The organism is Aquamicrobium sp. LC103 (assembly GCF_001014615.2).
GTDB lineage: Bacteria > Pseudomonadota > Alphaproteobacteria > Rhizobiales > Rhizobiaceae > LBCQ02.
Genome location: NZ_LBCQ02000005.1, coordinates 315632 through 338123, shown reverse-complemented (window position 1 = coordinate 338123; position 22492 = coordinate 315632). Strand labels below are relative to the sequence as shown.

The 22492-nt window shown below is 62.7% G+C and carries 24 protein-coding genes; 1 reads left to right on the top strand and 23 read right to left on the bottom strand.

Annotation, left to right across the window (positions count from 1 at the left end):
• Window positions 1-8 precede the first annotated feature (8 nt).
• The 11 genes from XW59_RS12215 to XW59_RS12165 all read right to left on the bottom strand — a co-directional run bounded on the left by XW59_RS12215 (window position 9) and on the right by XW59_RS12165 (window position 9262).
• Entirely contained in the window at window positions 9-1145 is a 1137-nt protein-coding gene (locus XW59_RS12215) for an acyl-CoA dehydrogenase family protein (RefSeq protein ID WP_170990137.1), read from the bottom strand.
• A 143-nt stretch (window positions 1146-1288) separates the two neighbouring features.
• On the bottom strand, window positions 1289-2320 hold the full coding sequence (locus tag XW59_RS12210; RefSeq protein ID WP_047145048.1) for an L-idonate 5-dehydrogenase: 1032 nt from the start codon (window positions 2318-2320) through the stop codon (window positions 1289-1291).
• 9 nt (window positions 2321-2329) lie between these two features.
• Entirely contained in the window at window positions 2330-3271 is a 942-nt protein-coding gene (locus XW59_RS12205) for a 2-hydroxyacid dehydrogenase (RefSeq protein ID WP_047145288.1), read from the bottom strand.
• On the bottom strand, window positions 3271-3849 hold the full coding sequence (locus XW59_RS12200) for a gluconokinase (RefSeq protein WP_052958098.1): 579 nt from the start codon (window positions 3847-3849) through the stop codon (window positions 3271-3273). Before XW59_RS12200 ends, XW59_RS12205 begins: the two co-directional genes overlap by 1 nt.
• Window positions 3818-4585 carry an SDR family oxidoreductase gene (locus XW59_RS12195; protein WP_047145289.1) on the bottom strand — a complete coding sequence of 256 codons (768 nt, stop codon included), beginning with the start codon at window positions 4583-4585 and terminating at the stop codon, window positions 3818-3820. Before XW59_RS12195 ends, XW59_RS12200 begins: the two co-directional genes overlap by 32 nt.
• 69 nt (window positions 4586-4654) lie before the next feature.
• On the bottom strand, window positions 4655-5329 hold the full coding sequence (locus XW59_RS12190) for a 4-carboxy-4-hydroxy-2-oxoadipate aldolase/oxaloacetate decarboxylase (RefSeq protein ID WP_047145050.1): 675 nt from the start codon (window positions 5327-5329) through the stop codon (window positions 4655-4657).
• A gap of 91 nt (window positions 5330-5420) precedes the next feature.
• The gene (locus tag XW59_RS12185; RefSeq protein ID WP_047145051.1) at window positions 5421-6257 is read right to left on the bottom strand and encodes an ABC transporter substrate-binding protein; all 837 of its coding nucleotides are present in this window, start codon (window positions 6255-6257) and stop codon (window positions 5421-5423) included.
• Between the two features lie 29 nt (window positions 6258-6286).
• Window positions 6287-7054: an amino acid ABC transporter ATP-binding protein gene (locus XW59_RS12180; protein ID WP_047145052.1), complete on the bottom strand. Its 768-nt coding sequence runs from the start codon at window positions 7052-7054 to the stop codon at window positions 6287-6289.
• Window positions 7051-7809 carry an amino acid ABC transporter permease gene (locus XW59_RS12175; RefSeq protein ID WP_047145053.1) on the bottom strand — a complete coding sequence of 253 codons (759 nt, stop codon included), beginning with the start codon at window positions 7807-7809 and terminating at the stop codon, window positions 7051-7053. Before XW59_RS12175 ends, XW59_RS12180 begins: the two co-directional genes overlap by 4 nt.
• Entirely contained in the window at window positions 7806-8513 is a 708-nt protein-coding gene (locus XW59_RS12170) for an amino acid ABC transporter permease (RefSeq protein WP_047145054.1), read from the bottom strand. Before XW59_RS12170 ends, XW59_RS12175 begins: the two co-directional genes overlap by 4 nt.
• Window positions 8510-9262, bottom strand: a complete 753-nt coding sequence (locus tag XW59_RS12165) for an SDR family oxidoreductase (RefSeq protein WP_047145055.1) — start codon at window positions 9260-9262, stop codon at window positions 8510-8512. The genes XW59_RS12170 and XW59_RS12165 overlap by 4 nt, the downstream gene beginning before the upstream one ends.
• 248 nt (window positions 9263-9510) lie before the next feature.
• Here XW59_RS12165 and nac point away from each other — a divergent pair, with 248 nt between their 5' ends.
• Window positions 9511-10416, top strand: coding sequence for a nitrogen assimilation transcriptional regulator NAC (nac, locus tag XW59_RS12160; RefSeq protein WP_047145056.1), 906 nt, complete (start codon window positions 9511-9513; stop codon window positions 10414-10416).
• Between the two features lie 48 nt (window positions 10417-10464).
• On the opposite strand, the gene XW59_RS12155 is transcribed toward nac, so the two are convergent.
• The 12 genes from XW59_RS12155 to XW59_RS12100 all read right to left on the bottom strand — a co-directional run bounded on the left by XW59_RS12155 (window position 10465) and on the right by XW59_RS12100 (window position 22483).
• A complete protein-coding gene (locus XW59_RS12155; protein ID WP_047145057.1) occupies window positions 10465-11667 on the bottom strand; it encodes a pyridoxal phosphate-dependent aminotransferase in 1203 nt (400 codons plus the stop codon).
• A gap of 56 nt (window positions 11668-11723) precedes the next feature.
• Window positions 11724-12491: a 5-oxoprolinase subunit PxpA gene (locus tag XW59_RS12150; protein ID WP_047145058.1), complete on the bottom strand. Its 768-nt coding sequence runs from the start codon at window positions 12489-12491 to the stop codon at window positions 11724-11726.
• Between the two features lie 30 nt (window positions 12492-12521).
• Complete coding sequence (locus tag XW59_RS12145) at window positions 12522-13514, bottom strand: biotin-dependent carboxyltransferase family protein (protein WP_047145059.1); 993 nt, start codon at window positions 13512-13514, stop codon at window positions 12522-12524.
• Window positions 13511-14215 (bottom strand): 5-oxoprolinase subunit PxpB, encoded by a 705-nt coding sequence (gene pxpB, locus XW59_RS12140; RefSeq protein ID WP_047145060.1) that lies wholly within the window; start codon window positions 14213-14215, stop codon window positions 13511-13513. The genes XW59_RS12145 and pxpB overlap by 4 nt, the downstream gene beginning before the upstream one ends.
• Window positions 14212-14631, bottom strand: a complete 420-nt coding sequence (locus tag XW59_RS12135) for a hypothetical protein (RefSeq protein WP_047145061.1) — start codon at window positions 14629-14631, stop codon at window positions 14212-14214. The genes pxpB and XW59_RS12135 overlap by 4 nt, the downstream gene beginning before the upstream one ends.
• Entirely contained in the window at window positions 14628-16010 is a 1383-nt protein-coding gene (locus XW59_RS12130) for an acetyl-CoA carboxylase biotin carboxylase subunit (RefSeq protein ID WP_136068162.1), read from the bottom strand. The genes XW59_RS12135 and XW59_RS12130 overlap by 4 nt, the downstream gene beginning before the upstream one ends.
• A gap of 9 nt (window positions 16011-16019) precedes the next feature.
• Window positions 16020-16469 (bottom strand): acetyl-CoA carboxylase biotin carboxyl carrier protein subunit, encoded by a 450-nt coding sequence (locus XW59_RS12125; RefSeq protein ID WP_047145063.1) that lies wholly within the window; start codon window positions 16467-16469, stop codon window positions 16020-16022.
• A 454-nt stretch (window positions 16470-16923) separates the two neighbouring features.
• The gene (locus tag XW59_RS12120) at window positions 16924-17805 is read right to left on the bottom strand and encodes an N-formylglutamate amidohydrolase (RefSeq protein WP_047145064.1); all 882 of its coding nucleotides are present in this window, start codon (window positions 17803-17805) and stop codon (window positions 16924-16926) included.
• A gap of 11 nt (window positions 17806-17816) precedes the next feature.
• Window positions 17817-19373: a gamma-glutamyltransferase gene (locus XW59_RS12115; protein WP_047145065.1), complete on the bottom strand. Its 1557-nt coding sequence runs from the start codon at window positions 19371-19373 to the stop codon at window positions 17817-17819.
• Window positions 19366-20052: an RraA family protein gene (locus tag XW59_RS12110; RefSeq protein ID WP_047145066.1), complete on the bottom strand. Its 687-nt coding sequence runs from the start codon at window positions 20050-20052 to the stop codon at window positions 19366-19368. The genes XW59_RS12115 and XW59_RS12110 overlap by 8 nt, the downstream gene beginning before the upstream one ends.
• Window positions 20049-21686: an ABC transporter ATP-binding protein gene (locus XW59_RS12105; RefSeq protein WP_047145067.1), complete on the bottom strand. Its 1638-nt coding sequence runs from the start codon at window positions 21684-21686 to the stop codon at window positions 20049-20051. Before XW59_RS12105 ends, XW59_RS12110 begins: the two co-directional genes overlap by 4 nt.
• Complete coding sequence (locus XW59_RS12100; RefSeq protein WP_047145290.1) at window positions 21683-22483, bottom strand: creatininase family protein; 801 nt, start codon at window positions 22481-22483, stop codon at window positions 21683-21685. Before XW59_RS12100 ends, XW59_RS12105 begins: the two co-directional genes overlap by 4 nt.
• Window positions 22484-22492 lie beyond the last annotated feature (9 nt).

Here is a 22492-nt window from a genome sequence, read left to right as displayed (position 1 = left end):
CCCTCCGGTTATCGACCCGCCAGCGCCCTTGCAATCACGATGCGCTGGATGTCGCTCGTTCCCTCGTAAATCTGGCAAACGCGCACGTCGCGATAGATTCGCTCGACTGGAAAATCTCGCGTATAGCCATAGCCTCCCAATGTCTGGATGGCGTCCGAGCAGACGCGCTCGGCGATCTCCGAAGCGAAGAGCTTGGCCATCGACGCCTCCTTCAATGCCGGCCTGTCGGCATCCTTCAGACTGGCGGCATGCAGCACCATCTGGCGCGCGGCCTCTATCCGCGTCGCCATGTCCGCCAGCCTGAACGCGACTGCCTGGTGATCGATCAGCTTCCGGCCCATGCTCTCGCGCTCCTGCGCGTAGGCAAGCGCTGCGTCGAGCGCGGCGCGCGCCATGCCGACTGATTGCGCCGCGATGCCGATGCGTCCGCCTTCCAGATTGGACAATGCGATACGATACCCCTCGCCTCTTTCGCCGAGTAGATTGTCAGCCGGAATTTCCATATCCTCGAATACGACCTGCGCGGTGTCCGACAGCGCCTGTCCCAGCTTGTGCTCCAGCGATGCGACACGATAGCCGGGAGTCGCCGTCGGAACGATGAAGGCCGAAATGCCCTTCTTGCCGGCGTCGGGATCCGTGACGGCAAACACGATTGCCGTATCGGCGTTCTTCCCGGAAGTGATGAACTGCTTGGTGCCGTTGAGCACCCACCCCTTATCGCTCGGCACCGCCCGCGTGCGAAGGGCCGAGGCATCGGATCCGGCTTGCGGCTCGGTCAGGCAGAAGGCACCGAGATGCTCGCCACGGGCCATGGGGCGCAGGAAACGATCCTTCTGCTCCCTGGTCCCGTAGCGCAGGACCGGCACGCATCCGACCGAATTGTGCACCGACATGATGGTCGAGATCGCCCCATTGCCGGCGGCGATCTCCTCCAACGCCGCGGCATAGGCGACATGGTCGGTCTTGGACCCTTCCCACTCCTCGGGCACGAGCATGCCCATGAAACCAAGCGCACCCATTTCAGCCAGCTCGGCTTTCGGGAATTCATGCGTGCGGTCCCATTCGGCGGATTTGGGCGCAAGCCTTTCCGACGCGAAACGTCGCGCGGTATCACGGATCAGTTCCTGCTCTTCGTTCAGGATCATCGGGGCCTCGCAAACGGGGTCAACCATCTTCTTGTTTCTTGCCCCGGCACCGGAAGCGAACACGCGCCGGGATCACGTCGACAAGATGCCCCTTACCAATGGCTGTTTTCGACCGATCGTACAACGGCCTCCGGTCCGCAAGGTCAAAAACTCAGGTGAACCTTCATCGACCGGCTGCGATCGGTCGCCGCCTCGAATGCCTGAACCGCATTTTCAATCGGGTATATGGCGGAGAGCAAGGGGCGTAAATCCACGCGACGTTGGTTGATCAGGTCGACGGCCAGGCCGAACTCGTCATGGAACCGGAAGGTGCCCTTCATCTCGATTTCCTTTGCGACGACCATGTTCTGCGGGATCGAGACGTCGCCACCGAGCCCCAGTTGGATCAGCGTGGCGCGCGGTTTAAGGACTTCCAGGCCGGCCCTTACGGCGCTTTCATTGCCTGAGGCTTCAAACTGCACGTCGAAATAGCCCTTGTTTGCAGAGTAAGCCGCGAGTTCCCCCGGATCGCTCGCTACATTGACGACCCGGTCGGCGCCCATGTCGAACGCCTTTTCAAGGACCGCATCCATCACGTCCGTCGCCACGATCTCACGAGCCCCGTGCACGCGGGCGGCGACGATCGCAAGCACGCCGATCGGACCGCAGCCGGTCACCAGCACGCGCTTTCCGATGAGGGACCCGGCGCGGGCAACCGCATGCAGCGTGACGGCAAACGGCTCAGCCATCGCCGCTTCGTTGATCGAGACGCCAGCGGCAATCTTATGGCATTGCCATTGTTGGGCGACGAGATGCTTGCGAAACGCTCCCTGGATATGGGGCATCGGCATTGCGCTGCCATAGAAGCGCATGTTCATGCAGTGGTTCTGCTGGCCCTTGAGGCAATAGTCGCACGCGTTGCAGGGACGGCTTGGCGACACAGCGACCCGATCGCCGACGGCGAGGCGCGACACCTCTTGACCGAGGGCCTTCACCGTGCCGGCCACCTCGTGCCCGAGGATCATGGGTTCGCGAATGCGGACCGTGCCGAAGCCGCCATGGTTGTAGTAGTGAAGGTCGGAGCCACAGATGCCGCCGGCTTCGATCTCAATTTCGACCTGGCCGGGGCCCGGTTTCTCCGCATCCCGTTCCTCGATCCGCAGATCCTTGGCGGCATGAATGACGACGGCTTTCATTGCATGACCTCAGGCGACCGGAGTGATGAGAGGAGCGCCGGCGAAATGCGCGGCGAGATTGTCGCGAACGAGCTTGCCCATCGCCTGCCGGGTCTCAACCGTGCCCGACGCATGGTGAGGCTGTAGCACCACGTTTTCGAGGGTGATCAGACGGGCATCGATGTTGGGCTCGTTCCAGAAGACGTCGAGGCCCGCGGCCTTGATGGTGCGCCGCTCCAGCGCATCGATCAGCGCGGTCTCGTCGACCGTGGAACCGCGCGAGATGTTGACGACAATCCCTTCTGCTCCGAGCGCTTCCAGGACTTTGGCGTCGATGACGCCTTTCGTGGAGTCCCCGCCGGCCAGCGTCACCACCATGAACTCCGACTGGCGCGCGAGTTCCACGAGATCGGAGATGAAGGCGTAAGGCAGGTTCTCGCGTCGCGCCAGATCGAAATAAGCAATCTCGCAATCAAAGGCCGCAAGCCGCCTGGCGACCGCGGCACCGACCCGCCCCATGCCGACGATGCCGACCTTCTTGCCACAGACGCGGGTGACGAGCCCCATATTTCCCTTGGACCAACTGCCGTTGCGGACATAGGCGTCGGCCTGCGTAACCCGCCGAGCAGCCGCCAGGAGCAGGGCCACTCCGAGATCGGCGACGTCGGCGGTGAGCACGTCGGGCGTGTTGGTCACGCGGATGCCGTTTTCCCGAGCATGCGAAAGGTCGATCGCATCGGTACCGACACCGTAGCACGAGACGATCTCGAGCCGGGGCAGCGCCTTCATGACCTCGGCGGATGCACCGAGTTCGCCGCGCGTAGCGATCGCCCGAATGTTCGGCGCATGCATTGTCAGGAAGGCATCGCGATCTGGGGCGGCATAGATCTTGTGAACGACATAGCGCTCTTCAAGGTCGCTGAGGTCCCAGTCCGGATACGGGCCCATCAGCAGGATTTCCGGCTTCGTCATCATGCGCTCCCTTGGCTTGAGCTTGATTTCGGCGCAGCGCGTGCGCGCTCGGCGAGATTCGTCATCGCCAGTCCGACGATGGTCTCAAGCGGTTGATCGATTTCTATGGTGACCACGTCCCTCTCCGCCATCGGCGGCTCAAGAGTGGCCAGTTGACTGTCCAGGAGCGAGGGCGGCATGTAGTGCCCTCGCCGCTCCTGCATGCGCGCGGCGATCAGCGCGCGCGTCCCCCGAAGAAAGACGAACGTGACCGGCCTGCCCGCGAGATTTCGGAGGCGGTCACGATAGGAACGCTTGAGCGCGGAGCACGAGATCACCACACGCCCCTCCTCACCCAGCCTGCGGCCGAGCAAGTCCAACCAGGGCCAGCGATCGGCATCGTCGAGGGGCATGCCCGCTTCCATTTTCCTTACATTCGCCGCCGGATGCAAACCGTCGCCCTCCACGAAGGGGCAATCCAAGCGGTCCGCCAGCCGTTCGCCGACCGTCGATTTGCCGCAACCCGACACGCCCATCACGATGACCGGGCCGTGACCCGCTTCATCCTCAGAGGCAGGTTGTGATGCCGCCGTCGACATAGAGTGTGTGTCCATTGACGAAGGAGGACGCCGCGCTCGAGAGGAAGACTGCCGCACCGACGAGTTCTTCGACATTTCCCCAACGGGCCGCGGGCGTTCGCTTCTCAAGCCATGATGAGAATTCCTCGCTGTCGACCAGCGCCTGATTCAAGGGCGTCTTGAAATATCCGGGTGCGATGGCATTGATCTGCAGGCCATGCTTCGCCCAATCTGCGCACATGCCGCGCGTCAGGTTCTTAACCGCGCCCTTGGTGGCGGTATAGGGCGCGATTCCAGGCCGCGCGAGCTCGCTCTGCACCGAAGCGATGTTGACGATCTTGCCGCGCCTGCGTCCGATCATGTGGCGGGCCACCGCCTGCCCCACAAAGAACACGCTGGACACGTTGGTCTTCAGCAATTGCTCCCAGCGATCGGCGGGAAAATCCTCGAGCGGTGTCCGGAACTGCATGCCGGCATTGTTGATCAGGATGTCGATCGCTCCGACGTCGCGCTCGATCGAGTCGACACCCCGCCTGACGGCATCCGCGTCCGTGACATCGAAATCGGAGACGGACACTTCGTGTCCGTCGTGCCGCAGCGACGTGGCCGCACCCTCGAGCTTGTCGCGATCGCGTCCGTTCAGCACTATTCCTGCGCCGTGCTGCGCCAGACCGCGTGCGAGCGCCAGGCCAATTCCCTGCGAGGAGCCGGTTATCAGCGCCCGCCTTCCGCTAAGGTCAAACAAGGGATAACTCATCGGCAACTCCATTCGAAAGGGCAGCCGCTCCGCGCCGGCGCCTGCTCATCCACCGTGAGCCAGATTTCATCAAAGGTCGACGACCAATCCCTTGGCCTTGAGCACCGGCTCCAGATTGCTCACCTCGACCACCGACTTCCCTTGCTTGTAAGCGGCTATGTAACCGGCTTCGGCATCCTCGCGGGCCTGCGACGATTTCGCGACCTCCTGCGCTTCCTGCCTGCGGACGACCACCAACCCGTCGGCATCGCCGATGATGATGTCGCCCGGATTGATCAGCTCGCCGCCGACGATTACCGGGTCATTGGTCGTTCCCAGCGTCTCCTTCACCGTTCCCTTTATGCAAGCGCTCAAGGAAAAGACCGGAAAGCCCAGCTCCCTGAGCTGGAGAGTGTCGCGGACGCCGGTGTCGGTGACAAGCCCGCCTATTCCCTTGGCGAGGCATGCATTCGCCAGCACATCGCCGAACGAACCCGCCTCCTCGTATTCTCCCGCCGAGACCACGATGATGTCGCCCGGCTGGGCATAGTTGATCGCAAGCTGCAGCATTATGTTGTCGCGTGGAGCGCATCTGACCGTGAAGGCCGGCCCGCAGAGCTTCATGCGATAGTCCACCGGCTTGAGGCGTGAGGAGAGCGCGCCACGGCGTCCCTGGGCCTCGTGAATGGTCGCCGGCGAGAATTTCGAAAGAGCTTTCAGATCGTCCCGGGACGGTCTTTCGGCGATGTCCTTTATATGAACCATAACAAACCTCACATGCTGGCGGCGGGCCTTCCCGCCGCCCAATCTCGTCCTGATGGTAGTCGTGCGAAGCGAAACCCGGCGGGTCCGATGATTACGGAATCGGGTCGAACTCGAGTTCGGTCAGCGGCACCACTTTGTCGGTGCGGGTCATCTTGTACTCGGTGCCCTGACCGAGCCATTTCTCCCAGATCTTGTTGATTTCACCGGAAGTATCGAGCTTGTGGAGCACCTCGTTGACCTTGGCGGTAAGTGCCGGCTGATCCTTGGACATGCCGATCCCGATGGGCTGGAACAGCATGGGCTCCTCGATCATCCGCATCTCTTTTCCGCGGGTCTTCGATTCGTTGACGAATTTCGTGGTCGTCATGGTGTTCGCCACCATCCCGCGAGCCTTGCCTTGCTGGACGGCCAGGTAGGCCGAAGCTGTATCCTGGAAGGTCAAAGGCTGTGATTCATTCAGCCTGATCGACAATTCGGAGGTGGAGCCCTTCGCGGAGGCGATCCTTTCGCCGACGAAGTCGGCCTTGCCGGTGCCCGGATCGGCGGCCGGAACGATGAGCATCTCCTTCGCCAGATAGTATGGATCGCTGAACTGGATCTGCTCGGCGCGGCTCAAAGTGTAGGCGAGGTTCGCAACCGTGATGTCGACGCGGCCCAACCTTACCTCGGGCACGCGGGCCTCGACCGAAACCGGCTTGACCTCGGCCTTTACTCCCATCTCCCTGGCAATGGCATTGCAGAGATCGACGTCGAAACCGACCATTTCGCGCGTCTTCGGATCGGGCGCGGCGAACGGCGGAACATCCGCAAACGTCGCGCACCGCAACGTCCCCGCCGACATGATGTTTTCGAGCTGATCCGCGTTCGCCGGCAAAGCCGCGCCCGCGCCGGCCATGGCGATAGCCAGGGTAAAGCATTTCCAGTTCATTGCCGTTCTCCTCTCTTGTTATGATAAATTCAGTGCCGCAGATCCGCGAGGAAACGCTGAGCGCGCGGATGGCGTGGATTCTTGAAGAATTCTTCGGGAGGTGCCGTTTCGAGGATCTGCCCCGCATCGATGAACCAGACGCGATCCGCGACATCGCGGGCGAAGCCCATTTCGTGGGTAACGCAAAGCATGGTCATGCCCTCGGCTGCCAGGCTTTTCATGACACTCAGCACCTCGCCGACCATTTCCGGATCGAGCGCGCTCGTCGGCTCGTCAAACAGCATCACCGGGGGCTCCATGGCGAGCGCGCGGGCAATGGCGACACGCTGTTGCTGTCCGCCGGACAGTTGCGCGGGATATGCCTCGGCCTTTTCGGAAAGTCCGACGCGGTCGAGGAGCGCCAGCGCCTTTTCATGCGCGACAGCGGCCGGAATCCCTTTCACACGGATTGGCGACATCGAAATGTTGTCGACCACCGAAAGGTGCGGAAAGAGATTGAAACTCTGAAACACGAAACCGATCCGGCTGCGAAGAAGATTGAGTTCCTTCATGCGCATCGGGGCATGAATGTTCTGGCCATCGAAGGTGATCGAACCGCTGTTTATCTCCTCGAGGCGATTTATCGTGCGGATCAACGTGGACTTGCCGGAACCGGACGGCCCACAGATGACCACGACTTCTCCGCGAGCCACCTCGGCATCGATGTCCTTCAGTGCCTGATAGTCGCCATAGCTTTTACAGACCTGCGAAAGCCGGACGGTCTGCAACTCCTGCGGCAGTGAAACTGACGCGGTCATGGCTGCTCCGATATGATTTTGGGCGGCGCGGCTACGGCGGCGGCGCGAATGTTGGAGAGACCGGCGCGACGACGTGCGATGCGTCGCTCCACGCGATTGGCGACATGAGTCAGGCTCCAGCAGATTACGTAGTAGACGATCGCGAGGATAAGGAAGACCTGGAAGGGTTGGGTCAGGAGCTGGTTGTTGACCTGGCTCGCCGCGAAAGTGAGATCCGGCACATTGATCACGTATCCGAGCGTCGTGTCCTTGATCGTCGACACGAACGTGGAAATGATGCTCGGGATCATGTTGTAGAGCGCCTGCGGCAGGATGACGTAACGCATCGCGCCGAGATAGCTGTGTCCGAGCGCGCGGGCCGCATCCATCTGGCCCGGTCCAAGCGCGACGATGCCCGCGCGAACCACCTCGCTCAGAAAGGCTCCCTGATAGACGACCAGGGTCGTCAGCATGATGACGAAACTCGGTACATCCGCGCCGGTCCACAGAGGAATCAAGAAGTAGCACCACAGTATGAGCATCAACAAAGGCACGCCGCGGGTGACATAGACGAGCGCGGTCACCGGCCAGCGCAGCAGCGGCCATTTCGACAGCCGGGCCAATGCGAAAATGATGCTGACGGGGAAGGCGAGAGCGATGCTCAGGGCCGAAAGGATCAGCGTGTTGGCAAGACCGCCCAGCGGACCGTTCGGGTACTGACCGATCAGCAGCAGCAACCAGTAGTCCCTGACGATTGCGATGATGTCATTGATCATGCACGTGCCGCCCTCGCCGGGTCGGCGCGCATCGAGATGTAAGCGCCAACCATCATGATCAGGAGCGAGAAGAAGAGGTAGAGAACCGTTCCGATCAGGTAGATCTCGAAAGTCCTGAAGCTGAGGTTCTCGACCTCCTTAACCGCGTGCGTCAGTTCCGGCGCCCCGATGATGAGAGCGAGGCTGCTGTTCTTGAACAGGGAAACGCTGTGGTTGACGAGCGGCGGCAGCGCATTGCGGATGCCCTGCGGCATGATCACGAACCGCATCGCCGAAACATAGCTGTGCCCGAGAGCCTGCGCGGCCTCCATCTGCCCCGGACTGACGGAACGCAGACCCGAACGAAGGTCCTCGCTGAAATAGGCCGCCTGGCAAAGTCCCAGTCCGATAATGGCGAATATCGTTTCGGCGTTGTGGTTCGCCAGCCAGCTCGCCAATCCCTCCGGCATCAGCGTGAATATGCCGAAATACCAAAGCATGAGCTGCACGAGGGTCGGAACGTTCCGGTGATAGGAGACGTAGGCGGCGACCAACGGATTTCCGAAGCGCAGCGGCGAAAAACGGAGCCCAAGGAGCAGGATGGCGAGCGTCATCGCCAAGAGCCATGAGCCTATGAAGATGACGAACGTGATCTCGATGCCATGCAGAAGCATCGCGGCATATTCCGGATTGCCCAGGATCGCCGAGAGATCGAACCCGCTCACGGCTTGGTGTTCCTGGGCCGGGCCGTCTGCAACCCGCCCATCACCTGGAGCGTTGGCGTGATCTCCATATGCCCGATATTGACGGCCACGGGCGCGGCGATGGCAAAGGCGATCGCCTCCGCTATGTCGGCAGCCTGCGGCAGCTCGAAACCGTCGATGAACCTTTCCCGGACTGCCGGGTCGTCACCGTGAACGTGCGCAAAGATGTCGGTCGCAACCCGGCCGGGACAGATTTCCGTCACCCGCACCCGCTTGCCGAACGCGTCGATGCGCAACTGGTTCGACAGCATGCTCACGCCAGCCTTGGTCGCGTGATAGGTCGAGTTGCCCCCGAAATTGTAGGCGCCCGCTATGGAGGAGATGTTGACGACATGACCGCGATCTCGCGCCACCATGCCCGGGACGACCATCCGGCACAGATGCAGCACCGCGCGCAGATTGATATCGACGAGCAGATCGATATCCGCCTCGTCCGCCTCCAGGAACTTCTTCGGGCGATCGACACCGGCATTGTTGACGAGAATGTCGAAATCGACGCGGCTCGTGAGTTCTCCAAGCGCCTGACGGTCGCTCACGTCGATGGCGTGCACCAGGCAACCGGTGCGCTCGGCCAATTGCCGCAACGGCTCGGCGCTGCGCGCCACCGCGTGGACCTCGATGCCTTCGCGACGAAGCCGCTCCACCACGGCCGCACCGATACCGGAGGATGCGCCAGTCACCAGGGCGGTCTTGTAGTCGGAGAATGGCATCTGTGCTCCCCTTTGTTTTTCGAGACACTAGCGAAGCTTTGAAGCCTTGCCTAAGACCGATTATCTTTGGAGCAATAAGGAAGGCTTATGGTGCGGGCTCGTGCATGCTTCGACCTTCACGCGCGCGCGAATTGCGGCGCGCGCACCTCGGAGAAGACACAAGTTCGCGCGGCATATCGTTCGCTTGCATAAGGTCGATCGCTCGGTAAACATGCCCCTCACGCATACGAAAAAGTTTCCAAACACTCATGGACACAAGGCGCCTCAAATCATTCATCGTGATCGTGGATAGCGGCAGCATCACGCGCGCGGCCGATATTCTCCACGTCGCCCAACCGGCCCTGAGCCAACAATTGGCGGCGTTGGAGGAGTATTTCGGCCAGAAATTGCTGATCCGCAGCCAGCAGGGCGTCAGCATGACGGATGCCGGGCATGCGGTCTATCGTCACGCCCAGATCATCCTGCGGCAGATGGAGCAGGCGCAAGCCGACGCGTCGGCCGCGGGCAACTCCCTGGCCGGGCGCGTCTCGGTGGGGCTGGTGCCCTTCAGCAGCGCCGCGACACTGTCCGCGGATCTGCTTGCCGAGACAAGAAAGCGCCATCCGGGCATACTCCTGCATCTAACCGAGAGCGTCGGTCAGACCTACAGCCAGATGATCATGAACGGGCGCCTGGAAATGGCGCTCATCCACGGAACCGGGCCGATAAAAGGGGTACGTTTCGAACCGCTGCTAAGGGAGGAGTTCTTCCTCGTCGCGCACCGAGATTTTGCGATAGAGGCGGATAACAAGCCCGTTCCGATCACCGCTCTGGACGGGATGCCGTTCCTGTTGCCTCCGGCCTACAATTTCGTTCGGCGCGCGGTGGATACGGCGTTCACACGCACGCGCACCAATCTCAAGGTGGTCGGCGAGATCGAGATCGTGCGGACCCTTACGCGCGCCGTCAGCGACGGCCTCGGGGCAACCATCATGCCGAAAGCCGTCGCCGATCGCATCGTCACGGAAGCAAGCGAGCCGTTGATATGCCGTGTCGTCTCGCCAAGAATAGACGAAACGCTATCGCTTTGCGTTTCCGACCAGACCCCGCTGCCCGAACCAGCGGTTGCCGTGAAGGAAATCCTGCTTGAGCTCACCGCCAGGCTGAAACCATAGCCGGGGTTTCCGAGGCGTGAGGCGACCGCTGGCGGGCTGATTGTCGGCTTACCGCATCTCCTTGCAGAACTGGGCGATCCGGGCACATCCTTCGGCCAGTTGCTCCATGCTCGTCGCATAGGAAATGCGGAAGAAGGGGCTCATGCCGTAGGCGGCGCCTTGAACCGTCGCGACGTGATGCTCGTCCACGAGAGCCATGACGAAATCCACGTCTGTCTCGATTTTACGCCCGCCCTTGCTGGTCTTGCCGATAAGCCCGGAAATGTTCGGGAAGATATAAAACGCGCCTTCCGGCCGATGACAGCGCAGTCCTTCGATCTCGGCCAATCTTCCCAGGACGAAATCACGCCTCTCCCTGTAGATGGCGGCACGTTCCTCGAGAAGATCCTGAGCACCTTCCAGTACCGCGACGGCCGCTGCCTGCGTGACCGTGGTGATGCCGCCGCCATTTTGTCCGTTGACGTTGCTGACGGCCGCGATCAGGTCCCTGGGACCGCCGCAGAAACCAAGCCGCCAACCGGTCATGGCATAAGCCTTGGACACTCCGTTCATGGTCAGGACGCGATCGTAGAGCCGAGGCTCGACCTCGGCGATCGTGCAGAATTCGAAGTCGTCATAGACCAGATGCTCATAAATATCGTCGGTCAGTATCCAGACATGCGGATGCCGCAGCATCACTTCCGCGATCGCGGCCATCTCGGCGCGCGAACAGGCCGCTCCCGTCGGATTGTTTGGAAAATTCAGGAAAAGCCATTTGGTGCGTGGAGTGAGGGCGGCCTCCAAATCCTCGGCGCGCAGCTTGAAACCCGCCTGCTCGGGGCACGGGACGGCAACCGGAATCCCGTCTGCCAGCCTCACGATGTCGGCATAGCTGACCCAGGAGGGAGCGGGAATGACGACTTCGTCGCCCGGATCGCAGGTGGCGAGAACCGCATTGAAGATCACCTGCTTGCCACCCCCGGACACGACGATCTGGCTGGCGTCATAGTCGAGATTGTTGTCCCGTTTGAACTTGCGGGCGATGGCCGCCTTCAAGGCCCGGGTTCCGTCCATTGGAGGATATTTCGTATCGCCGGCCAGAGCGGCGGCATGCGCCGCGTCGATTGCATGGGCGGGGGTGGGAAAATCCGGCTCGCCGGATGACAGGCTGACCACCTTCACTCCATTGGCGGCAAGGTCGCGCGCCCGCTGCGTCATCGCGGCGGAGGCGGATATCGAGACGTTCTTCAGTCGGTCGGCTATCGCGGGCATGTTTGTGAACTTTCAGAGTTGGAATGGAGCGGGGCGGCAGTCCGCAAGGTCTCCCATCAACCGACTATCTCGTCGACGGGAGCTATCGTCGAACCCGTGGCCTCGATTTCACTGCGGACCAAGCGCGCGAGTTCGAGCGCGCCAGGCGTATCGCTGTGGACGAGGATGGATCGCGCAGGCATGGCGATCGTCACGCCCTCGATCGTCTCGATGGTCCCGTGGAGCAGAAACTGTCGTACGCGCTCGCGGACCGCATTTTCTTCCTTGACGAGGGCGCCGGGCAGCCCGCGGGCAACCAAGTGGCCGTCTGAATCATAGGCCCTATCGGCAAGGAAAAGCGCATGCGTCCTCAACCCTGCCCGCTTCGCGGCCCTTTCTATCTCGCTGTCGGGCATCGCGAACACGATGAGGTTCGGGACCACCGTGCCGATGGCATCCATCATGAGATCTGCGAGCACGGGGTCCCGGCTGATCATGTTTCCCATCGCCGCGTGGAAGCTGATGTGGGAAACGCGTACGCGCTCGGCCCCTGAGATCGCCGTCAAGGCCCCCAACTGGTAAAGCATCTGCTGACGGAGTTCATCGGCCTGGAACGGCATCTCGCGACGCCCGAAACCCAGTCGATCGGGCAGCCCCGGATGCGCGCCGACGCTGACGCCGTTCGCCTTGGCAAGTCGCACCATGCGCGCCATGGTATCCGGATCGCCGCCATGGAAGCCGCAGGCGATATTTGCCGACGAAACGATCTTCATCATCGCCTCGTCGTCGCATAGCCGGTAGGGACCAAATCCTTCACCCATGTCGGAATTCAGATCGATCTTCATCGGTTCCTCCTGTTGAGTGCGCGATGGGCGCTACGCCATTGCCTTCAGCGCCCGTTTCACCATCTGCGATGTGTTGCGCACGTCTTCGACGTAGCCCGCGACTGCTTTTTCCACCGCGAGTGCCTCTGAATGCGTGGTTCGGACGAACTGCAACCGGCTGCCGATACGGGCTTGGCCGAGCCTCCACAGATCAGCTTCGATCACCCCCGCGATCTTCGGGTATCCGCCGGCGGTATTCGCATCGCTCATTTGCACGATGGGCTCGCCGCTGGGGGGAACCTGAATAACCCCCGGCACGACGCCGTGGGAACGCATTTCTACCGGTGCGGTCGGCTTGATCGGATCGCCGGACAGGCGATAGCCTGTCCGATCGCTCTGGGCGGAGATCTTCCACGTTTGCTCCCAGAAACGCTCGGCATCGGCTCCGAAAAGTTCGTGCTCTCCGGCCGGCAGGGCACGAATGGGCAGTAGCCCGTCCGAGGACGGTGGAAACATCTCGGACAGGGCAAGCCCAGGGTCGATGACCGCAAGGCCGTCCTTGGGCCACGCGGCATCCACTATCTCGCCCAGGCCGATTACATCGCCTGCGGCCAGGGAACGACCCGCATTTCCTCCGAAACCGCCTCGCAACGACGTGCTTCGCGAGCCCATCACTGACGGGACATCAACACCTCCTTGCGCACAAAGATAGGCCCGCGTGGCTGCTCGTGGCTGCGCCAGGTCGAGAACCTGCCCCATCTCGGCTGCGTAGGTGCACCATGGCAGGAGTTCCACGCCATCGAGGGTCGCGCCGCAATCGGCCCCGGTCAGCGCGAAAACGACCCTGCCGGAGAAACGAGCCCGAAAGGGAAAGGTCTGGATCTCGACCGCCGCGGCACCTTCGTCGTTGCCGACGATCATGTTACCGATCTTCAGGGCCAGCGAATCCATCGCCCCGCTCGCCGTGACGCCAATATTCCGATAGCCGGGTCGCCCCAGATCCTGAACCGTGTTGAAGGGGCCGGTATGGACGATCTCGATCATAGCTCGATCCTCTCCGGCACGAAGCGGACCGTGTCGCCCGGCGCCATGATCGCCGGCGTCGACGACAGGGGATCGAACATCTGAAGTTCCGCGTAGCCTATGGAGTTCCAGCCATTGGGTCCGGTGAGCACGGCGACACCGGTCTGCATTCCGCCGATCGTCACGCAGCCCCTGGCCATATTCAGCGACGGCACGGTTTTCCGTGGCATGTAGATTCTTGGATCGAGCCCATGGAGATAGCCGAAACCGGGTGCGCTGCCCAAGGCGAACACCCTGTAGGTGGCCTCGTAGTGAATCCTGACGACCTCGCGGTCGCTGAACCCCGAAAGGTTGCATAGCGCCGGAAGGTCGGCGGCATGTTCGCCGCCATATTGAACCGCGATCTCGATCGTCTTCCCATGCAGATCGATGCTCCGGGCACACTCCCAAGCCTCGACCAGGCGAGCCACGACAGTATCCGGATCTCCTGGCGTCTGCCTGAATATGGCCAGGAGGTTGGTCATCCCCGGGACTATCTCGGATAGGTCTTCCCATTCTCGCAGAGACCTGGAAAGCGCCCATATCCGTCGCTGCGAAGCGAGATCGAAGTCACCGGGGGCTTCGAGCAGGAAAGCCCTCGATCCGATCGCGGAAATACGAGGACGGCCAGATGTCGCCGGAACGATTTCACGCTGCGGCGCATGCAGATCGGACGCAGTCATGAATGAGGCTCGATTTCAAAAAGAGAATCGCCGAACCCGACCATCGCATCATGTTCGGCAACGCATTTTTCCACGCGGCCCGAAACGGCGGTTCTCAAGGGAAGCAGGATGGGGCCGACGCGAATGAAGCCCAGGACGTCCATTCGCGTTACAGGCCGTGGATAGTTTCGAGCGGTGGCGGGCCACGACGGGTGGTGAACCCAGAACCGACCCGCCATCGGCGCCCTTATGACCATGGTCGCGGCACGGCCGCCAGGCTTCGAACCACCGCTTACGAAAGGACGGCTGCCCTTGGCAAGCAAGATGCGCAGCCCGCTCGCCGGCTGCTCGATCTCGACCCCGTCGACCCCGGCGGCCTCGAGGGCGGAAGTCAGCAATGCGATCGTCGCGGGATCACTGAAATCCACGTCGCTCATGCAGCACTCCGCTGCTTCAGCCACTGTTCGAGGTAATGAATGTCTGTTTCGCCGCGGATGAACGCGTCGTCTTCGAACAATGCGCGCAGGAGCGGGATGTTGGTGGAGATTCCATCCAGGCGAATCCTCGCCAGGACGTCGCGCATCTTCGCCATCGCTTCGGCGCGTGTCGCGCCATGGACGATCAGCTTGGCAATCAGGGAATCATAATGCGGCGAGACCTTGTAACCGGCATGGATGTGGGTATCGACGCGAATGCCGGGACCGCTTGGTAGATCAAGCGCGGTGATGATGCCTGCCGAAGGCATGAACGAGACGGGGTCCTCGGCATTGATGCGGCATTCGATCGAGTGGCCCTCGCATTCCACCTCGTCCTGGGAGATTTCCAGAACTTCGCCCTGAGCCACCTTAATCTGGGCCTGGACGATGTCGAAGCCGCTCGTCATTTCCGTGACCGGGTGCTCGACTTGAAGCCGGGTGTTCATTTCGATGAAATAGAACGCGCCGTTTTCATAAAGGAACTCGAATGTGCCGGCACCGCGATAGCCGATCTGGCGGCAGGCCTCGACACAGGCTGCGCCGACCGGCGCAATGGTCTGCCGTGGGATGCCCGGCGCGGGAGCTTCCTCGGCCACCTTCTGGTGGCGACGCTGCATCGAGCAATCCCGATGTCCGAGCCAGACCGCGTTGCCATGATTGTCGCAAAGGACCTGGATTTCGACATGCCGCGGACGCTGGAGGAACTTCTCCATATACAGGGAAGACGAACCGAACGCCTTGCGGGCCTCCTCGCGGGTGAGCGCCACCGTCTCCTGCAACGCATCCGCATTCGGTACCACCCGCATCCCCCGGCCACCGCCGCCGCCGGCCGCCTTGACGATCACCGGATAACCGATCTGCGCGGCAATCTGATCGATGACCGCCGGATCGTTCGGCAGCTCCTTATCCGGTCCGGGAACACATGGCACGCCCGCCGCCATCATTGCGCTCTTGGCCGAAATCTTGTCGCCCATTGTCGCGATAGATGACGGTTCAGGCCCAATGAAAACCAGGCCGGCTTCTTCCACCGCCGCCGCGAACGCGGCGTTTTCCGAGAGGAACCCGTAGCCTGGATGAACCGCGCCGGCCTCCGACAGCCGCGCAGCGAGAAGAAGAGCGTCCTGATTGAGATAGCTCTTCGCCGCACTGGAAGGGCCGATACACAAGGACATGTCGGAGGCCTTGCCATAGGCAGCATCGCGATCAGCCTCCGAGCACACCGTGACGGTCGCCAAGCCGAGTTCCCGGCATGCCCTTTGAATCCTCACTGCGATCTCGCCGCGATTCGCGATCAGTACCGTCTCGAAGCGACGCGCCGGCTGCACGGTTCTGCTCCGCATCTTCCGCATTCACGCAATCTCCGCAAGCATTTCACCCGCCTCCACCTCGCTGCCGTCCATATCGCTCAGGCGGGTGATGCGGCCGGCACGGGGTGCGCTGATCTTGTTGAAGACCTTCATCGCCTCGATGATGAAAAGCGTTTGGCCCTCCCGCACCTCATCGCCCAGCTTGACGAAGGCATTCTCTCCCGGCGCGGGCGCGGCATGAAGCACGCCAAAAATGGGGGCTGTCACCGCGATGACGGATGCCGTCCGTGATCCCGCGGACGCGTTTCGCACGTCGAGGTCAGGCGTGGACGTCTGAACGGCTTCGCGAGCCGCAGCAGCAGGCGGAACCTCAAGACTTGAAGAGTGTGAACGAAAGATCCGGACCGTCGTGCCCTTCTCCGTGACGGTGAGCTCCGCAATGTTCGATCGACCGACAAACTCGATCAGCGTCTTGATTTTCGAAAGTTCCATCAACCCACTCGGTATTCAGAGCGCCCTGTCGCGGGGCTGCGCGATGCAAAGCTGCGATCAGGTTGGCATCTTTCGTAACATGAGGCGCGGACCGATGGGGTCAGACGAAGTTTTGATGGACGGTGCGGCCTCATCGACGGCAGCGCCCAGGGCGACGGGCAGGAGTACATGTTGCTGGCGCGCGCATGCGCATTTCCCGCCGAATCTAGCTTCGATGCGGCTCCAACGCGGATTTGATGGCGTTGGCGAACGAATTGTGATGGTTTGTCATTTCAAGATCGAGCGCGATCCGATATGCGGCGGGCACCATATCGAGCCCGTATGAGGCCTTCTGCCGCCTCGACCGGAGCGGTCGGCAGGCGTTCGCTCGCAAGTAAAGTTGTCACAATCCCAAAGATTATCGAGCAGCGCCTTTCAAGGCAAAGTGCTCTGAAGTCTCCCTTACCACGGCGCTTCAGCCGATGGAGGAGATGTGCAAGGCATAGGTCTTCAGAGCCGCCCCAAATTCCATGAGGTTCCGGCGCAGTTCGGCATAGTCGGCCGTGCGTTCGCGGGTAGCTTCATCCATGTAAAGCCGTCTGTTCAGCTCGATTTGAATGCTGTTGCGCTTTCGCGAGGGATCCGAATAGGCCGAAATCAGCTCGGCGCCCTTGAAGGGAACGTTCAGCGCCACCGAATAGCCGAAGCCCTTCAGTGTTTCCGCGGCGAGCGCCACGAAGCCGGGCTCGCAGCTTGTCCCCTCATAGTCGCCGATCACCATGTCGGCACGAACCGTGCCGGCAGGATCGGGCGACAGCTTGTGGCCGATCGCCGGCATCGAATGGCAATTGATGTGATAGACGCAGCCGAAGGCGGCGTGGTTCGCATCGAGAAGCTCGACGAGCGCCCCGTGATAAGGTCGCCAATAGCGGTCGATCCGGGCCTCCAGTTCGGCCACGCTCATGGGGTGCTCATACATCGGCACGTCGCCCCAGGCGTACCGCCAGACGAGACCCATGCCGCGCCTGGCCGAAGGGCTGTCACGGACCGGATGCGGCCATTGGCCGTTCACGAGCTCCAGATCCACGTCCTTCAGCGAACGGTTCACGTCGAGGAAGCTGCGGGGGAACTGGGCGATCAACAGCGGAGCGCCGAGGTCGGGGGCGAAGCCGAAGAGATCGTCCACATGCGTGTCGGAGGCGATCCTGACCATCTCGGCGGAAACGGCCGGCCTGAAGTCGGCCGGCAGCGACAGGCCGCTATGCGGGCTGTCGAAGACAAGCGGAACGGGCGCGGCGCGAGGCGGAACGACGGAAAGAACGCCGTCGATGTCGAGGGCTTGAATTTCGAGAGACATGTTCGCTTGGTTCACTGCATGTGGGGAATGGCGGCGAAGGCTGCCGGATAGGTGGTATCTGCCATGCCGACGAAGGCCTTGCCGCGCCGCCCGATGGCGCCCGGTGCGGCAAAGGGACGTGGATAGACCGCCCGCTGGAATGGTTTCAGCGGAGCCAGCGCTTCAAGCGCGGCAAGCTGGTCCTCCGGCATGTCGACATCCACCGTGATGTCCCGTGTCGGCCCCGTGCTCATGCGCGGCAGGTTGAGCGCCTCCTCCACGTCCAGCCCGGCATGGATCAGCATGCCGACGAGTTGCGCCATGCACGGCACGATCTGGTTGCCGCCGGCAGCTCCAAGCACGGCGAAGGAGCCATTCTGGTCGGTGATGGCGACGGGGCACATATTGCTTGGCGCATAAACCCCGGGCCTAAGACTGTTGGCGCGTTCCGGACGCGGATCGAACCAGGACATGCCGTTGTTGAGCAGGATTCCGGTGGAAGGAGAAAGCGCGCGCGCGCCGAAACGGTTGAGAAGCGTGAAGGTGATCGTGACCATCCGGCCTTCGCGGTCGACGGCATTGACCTGCGTCGTGCTCGACTTCGGGTTGGTCTCGGCCGGATTGAGACGGCCGCGATGAGCGGCGAAGGCGTCCCAACATGCATCAGCCATGGCCGCAAAGAAACCCGCATCGACCGGTCCCCTGCCGCGATGCTCGTCGAAATGAGCGAGCGCATCGAACAGGCGCTGGCCGCCGCTGGTCTCGCCGGCCACGTGGACCCTTTTTCCGGCGATGCGGATGGAGCGCGCCTCGTAAAGGAGCGGTTCATAGGCGGCGAGATCGTCCAGTGTGACCGGACTACCGCCATGTGCGAGATCCGCGCAGAGCCTCTCTCCGATCGGGCCGGCATAGAGGGCATTTGGCCCGCTCGCGGCAAGCTGCTCCAGGGTTTCGGAAAGAGCATTCAGCGGAAGCCACGTGCCGGGTTCGGGCGGAGCGCCATCGGGCAGGAAGATCGCGCGCGCGCCGGGATCCTCGCGCAGGTCGCCCTCGGCGAGCGCAATCGCCAGCGTCGTGTGCCAGTCGACGAAGAGGCCGCGGCGGGCACGCTCGATGGCTGGAGCCAGAGCCCGGTCGAAGCCGATCGTGCCATAACGATCGAGCGCCGTGGCGAAACCGCGTACGCAACCCGGGACGACGGCGGCGGTGAAGCCCTTGACGTTGGCTTCTTTGACCGAAGCGGGATGGCCGATGAAGGTCTTGATGGCCGGGTCGGGCCTGTAGGTTTCCGGATCGAAGTGCCCCGGTACGCGTCCCGTGAACTCAACCACCTCCACCTTGCCATCCGGCTGGTTCACCATGAGGTAGCCGCAGGCCGCGAGGCTCGTCATCCATGGTTCGACCGTCTGCAGCGTGAAGGCGGCGGTGACGGCTGCATCGACCGCATTGCCGCCGGCGGCAAGCACAGCGGCCCCCGCCTCGGCTGCGACGTAGTGCTGGGAGGTGACGACACCGAACTCGCTGACGCCCGCCGTCTTTCTGGTGATCCAGCGTTCGGCGCGAAGCGCGTCGTGGTTCCGGTCAGCCATTCGCCTTCTCCTCGAGGGCGGCGGCAACGAGGCGGCTTGCGCCGGAGAGGTCGCCGAGCTTTTCGCCCGCCTCGATGCGGCCTCTGTTGCGGCCGGCGCGCGCCTGGCGCGTGAGTGCCTCTTCCGCGACCTCCGCGGCTTCATCCGCCGGGATGACAAGCACGCCCGTCGCGTCCGCCATGACGAAATCGCCCGGCAGAACCGGAACATTGCCGCAGGAAACAGGGACATTGATCGCGCCGCCGAGATCGTTGAGGCGGGTCGTGATCGAGGAGACGCCGCGGCACCAGACCGGGAGGCCCGTCTCCAGTATCTCGTCCGGATCGGTGCACGGACCGTCGATCACGACCCCGATCGCGCCAGCCATCCTGGCGGCGAAGGCAACGCCGCCGCCGAGGCAGGCGTGACGGTCATCGCCGAGCCGGTCGACGATCAGGAAGTCACCAGGACGCACGACGGAGAGCACATGGTGGAGAAGCGTGGAATCGGTTGCCGGGATGGCGACCGTGACCGCGGTACCGACGAGCGTGCCATGGACCTCTTGAATCGGCGCGATCGAGCGGTGGACGAAACCACGATGACGGAAATGGCCGATGGTCGCGAGCTCGACGCTTGCCAGCTTTTCCGCCAGCCCGGGATCGATCTGCGGCGGCGGATTTCCGATGCGGTACTTCTTCATGACTCTGCCCTTGCTTTGGTTTGTCCAGGCGGCGCGGTTTGCCAGTCGCGACCGGGCACCGCGGCGAGGAGTTCGCGCGTGTAGGGATCCTGGGGGTTATCGAAGAGAGTGGCCGGCTCGCCCTCCTCGACGATCCTGCCGGCGCGCATGACGGCGATGCGGTCGCAAATGCGGCTTGCGACGCGCAGGTCATGGGTGATGAACAGCATGCCGAAGCCGAGCCGACGCTGCATGTCGGCGAGCAGGTCGAGAATCTGCGCCTGGATCGATACGTCGAGTGCTGAAACGGATTCGTCCGCGATCAACAGATCGGGCTCGACGGCGAGCGCACGGGCGATGCAGATGCGCTGGCGCTGCCCGCCCGAAAATTCGTGCGGAAATCGGTCGGCGGACGCACGATCGAGCCCCACAGCATCGAGAAGGTCGAAGGCCCGCTGCATCGCCTCACCGGCAGAAACTCCATGAACGCGCGGCCCTTCGGCGATGGCGGCACCGATCTTCTGTCGCGGATCGAGCGCGGTATAGGGATCCTGAAACACGATCTGGACGCGGCGGCGGGCGTCGCGAAGCGCACTTCCTCTCAGACCGGTGAAGGCCCCGCCGGAGATGATCACCTCGCCGTTGTCCGGCTCGACCAGGCGGATGACGCATTGGGCGAGCGTCGACTTTCCAGAACCTGATTCGCCGACGAGGCCGATCGTCTCGCCCTGGCGAATGGTGACGTCCACGGCATCGACCGCCTTGACGCTCCGGCCGCGTCCGAAGAGGCCGTTCCCGGAGAACGTCTTGACGATCTTCCTGGCCAGGAGGACCGGCTTGCCCAGATCGGTGCGGGAAATGCGAGGGTCCAGCGTCGGAACCGCGGCCAGCAGGCGGCGGGTGTAGTCGGCCTTGGGAGCGTGCAAGACTTCCTCGCGCGTCCCGATCTCGACGAGACGGCCCTGCTGCATCACCGCCACGCGATCGGCGATTTCGGCGACCACACCGAAATCGTGGGTGATGAAGACGATACCGGCGCCGTGGCGCTGACGAAGCTCCAGCATCAGCCGCAATATCTGCGCCTGGGTGGTCACGTCGAGCGCGGTGGTAGGCTCGTCGGCGATCAGTACCGCCGGATCCAGGGCGAGCGCGGTCGCGATCATGACGCGCTGGCACTGACCCCCGGAGAGCTGGTGCGGATAGGAATGGACGATCTGCTCGGGATTCGGCAGCCGCACCTCGCGAAAGAGATCGACCACGCGATCGCGGATTTCCGCCGCGGACAGATCGGTGTGCAGACGGAACGTCTCGGCCACCTGCTCGCCGACCCGGTAGACCGGGTTGAGCGCCGCGGTCGGCTCCTGAAAGATCATGGCGATGCGCCGGCCGGTGATGTCGCTGCGCCTGCGCTCGTCCAGGCCGAGAAGATCGGTCCCTTCGAAAACGACCCGACCCGTGGGCTTTGGGAGATTGCGTGGCAGCAGCCCCATCGCGGCAAGCGCGGTCATCGACTTGCCGGAGCCGGATTCGCCGACGATGCAGAGTATCTCGCCTTTCTCGAGCGTCAGCGACAAGCCTTCGACCGCGTGGCTGCGGTCGCTGCCCCGTGGTAGCCGCACGTTGAGATCTTCGATGGCGAGAAGCGGTCCGGTCACGAGGGTTCGACCTCCCTGGCAGGAGAGAACGTGACGTCGCGCGGGTCGCAATGCTGGAAATGTTCGACGAAGCGGGCGGCAAAGCCGACGATGTGGTCGACGATCTCGCGACCGATCTCCGCGGAGGCGAGCGTAGCGTCTCCGCCCAGCATGCCATCCGCATTGATCTCCGTCGCATCGAGCGGCAGTTGCACGGGAATGCCCTCGAACTGTACGCCGGCAACGCCGCCGGTGGGGAGGCCGAGCGCCCGGGAACGGACGGAGGGACGGATAAGATCGGGACGCAGCAGGTTCGGGAACAGGTGCATGTAGACCGATGTGATCGGATCACCGCCATGGCCGCGGGCGCGCGCCGCCTCGCTTCCATGAAGCTTCTTCCACAACGCATCGGGAATCGACTGCCAGATGTTGATCGAGGCGACCGCAACCCCCCGTTCGCGGCGGATGCGGCGCACGGTCTGGTCGATGAGGGAGGCATTCGTCGTGTGCCCGTTGAGAATGACGAGGCGCTCCACGCGATGATCGAGAAAGGCGCCGACCATATCCTCGACAAGCGCGGTGAAGGTCGAGGCGCGCAACTGGACGCCGCCCGGAACCGTGCGGAAGAAATCGGCATAGCCGAAAGGAATCGTCGGCGCAGCCACAGCCCCCGAGGCCTCCGCCACGCGCAGAGCGATGGCTTCGGTCAGCATGAAATCTCCCATCGGCGCGTGCGGTCCCTGCTCCTCCTGGCTGCCAAACGGAAGCAGGACGACGAGATCCTCGGAAAGACGCTCGCGGAACTCCGCGAACGTCATGTCCTTGAG

Excerpts from the sequence above, each read along its gene's own strand:
- XW59_RS12215 (WP_170990137.1), bottom strand. The coding sequence starts at position 1,145 with ATGATCCTGAACGAAGAGCAGGAACTGATCCGTGATACCGCGCGACGT.
- XW59_RS12210 (WP_047145048.1), bottom strand. The coding sequence starts at position 2,320 with ATGAAAGCCGTCGTCATTCATGCCGCCAAGGATCTGCGGATCGAGGAA.
- XW59_RS12205 (WP_047145288.1), bottom strand. The coding sequence starts at position 3,271 with ATGACGAAGCCGGAAATCCTGCTGATGGGCCCGTATCCGGACTGGGAC.
- XW59_RS12200 (WP_052958098.1), bottom strand. The coding sequence starts at position 3,849 with ATGTCGACGGCGGCATCACAACCTGCCTCTGAGGATGAAGCGGGTCAC.
- XW59_RS12195 (WP_047145289.1), bottom strand. The coding sequence starts at position 4,585 with ATGAGTTATCCCTTGTTTGACCTTAGCGGAAGGCGGGCGCTGATAACC.
- XW59_RS12190 (WP_047145050.1), bottom strand. The coding sequence starts at position 5,329 with ATGGTTCATATAAAGGACATCGCCGAAAGACCGTCCCGGGACGATCTG.
- XW59_RS12185 (WP_047145051.1), bottom strand. The coding sequence starts at position 6,257 with ATGAACTGGAAATGCTTTACCCTGGCTATCGCCATGGCCGGCGCGGGC.
- XW59_RS12180 (WP_047145052.1), bottom strand. The coding sequence starts at position 7,054 with ATGACCGCGTCAGTTTCACTGCCGCAGGAGTTGCAGACCGTCCGGCTT.
- XW59_RS12175 (WP_047145053.1), bottom strand. The coding sequence starts at position 7,809 with ATGATCAATGACATCATCGCAATCGTCAGGGACTACTGGTTGCTGCTG.
- XW59_RS12165 (WP_047145055.1), bottom strand. The coding sequence starts at position 9,262 with ATGCCATTCTCCGACTACAAGACCGCCCTGGTGACTGGCGCATCCTCC.
- nac (WP_047145056.1), top strand. The coding sequence starts at position 9,511 with ATGGACACAAGGCGCCTCAAATCATTCATCGTGATCGTGGATAGCGGC.
- XW59_RS12155 (WP_047145057.1), bottom strand. The coding sequence starts at position 11,667 with ATGCCCGCGATAGCCGACCGACTGAAGAACGTCTCGATATCCGCCTCC.
- XW59_RS12150 (WP_047145058.1), bottom strand. The coding sequence starts at position 12,491 with ATGAAGATCGATCTGAATTCCGACATGGGTGAAGGATTTGGTCCCTAC.
- XW59_RS12145 (WP_047145059.1), bottom strand. The coding sequence starts at position 13,514 with ATGATCGAGATCGTCCATACCGGCCCCTTCAACACGGTTCAGGATCTG.
- pxpB (WP_047145060.1), bottom strand. The coding sequence starts at position 14,215 with ATGACTGCGTCCGATCTGCATGCGCCGCAGCGTGAAATCGTTCCGGCG.
- XW59_RS12135 (WP_047145061.1), bottom strand. The coding sequence starts at position 14,631 with ATGAGCGACGTGGATTTCAGTGATCCCGCGACGATCGCATTGCTGACT.
- XW59_RS12130 (WP_136068162.1), bottom strand. The coding sequence starts at position 16,010 with ATGCGGAGCAGAACCGTGCAGCCGGCGCGTCGCTTCGAGACGGTACTG.
- XW59_RS12125 (WP_047145063.1), bottom strand. The coding sequence starts at position 16,469 with ATGGAACTTTCGAAAATCAAGACGCTGATCGAGTTTGTCGGTCGATCG.
- XW59_RS12120 (WP_047145064.1), bottom strand. The coding sequence starts at position 17,805 with ATGTCTCTCGAAATTCAAGCCCTCGACATCGACGGCGTTCTTTCCGTC.
- XW59_RS12115 (WP_047145065.1), bottom strand. The coding sequence starts at position 19,373 with ATGGCTGACCGGAACCACGACGCGCTTCGCGCCGAACGCTGGATCACC.
- XW59_RS12110 (WP_047145066.1), bottom strand. The coding sequence starts at position 20,052 with ATGAAGAAGTACCGCATCGGAAATCCGCCGCCGCAGATCGATCCCGGG.
- XW59_RS12100 (WP_047145290.1), bottom strand. The coding sequence starts at position 22,483 with ATGACGTTCGCGGAGTTCCGCGAGCGTCTTTCCGAGGATCTCGTCGTC.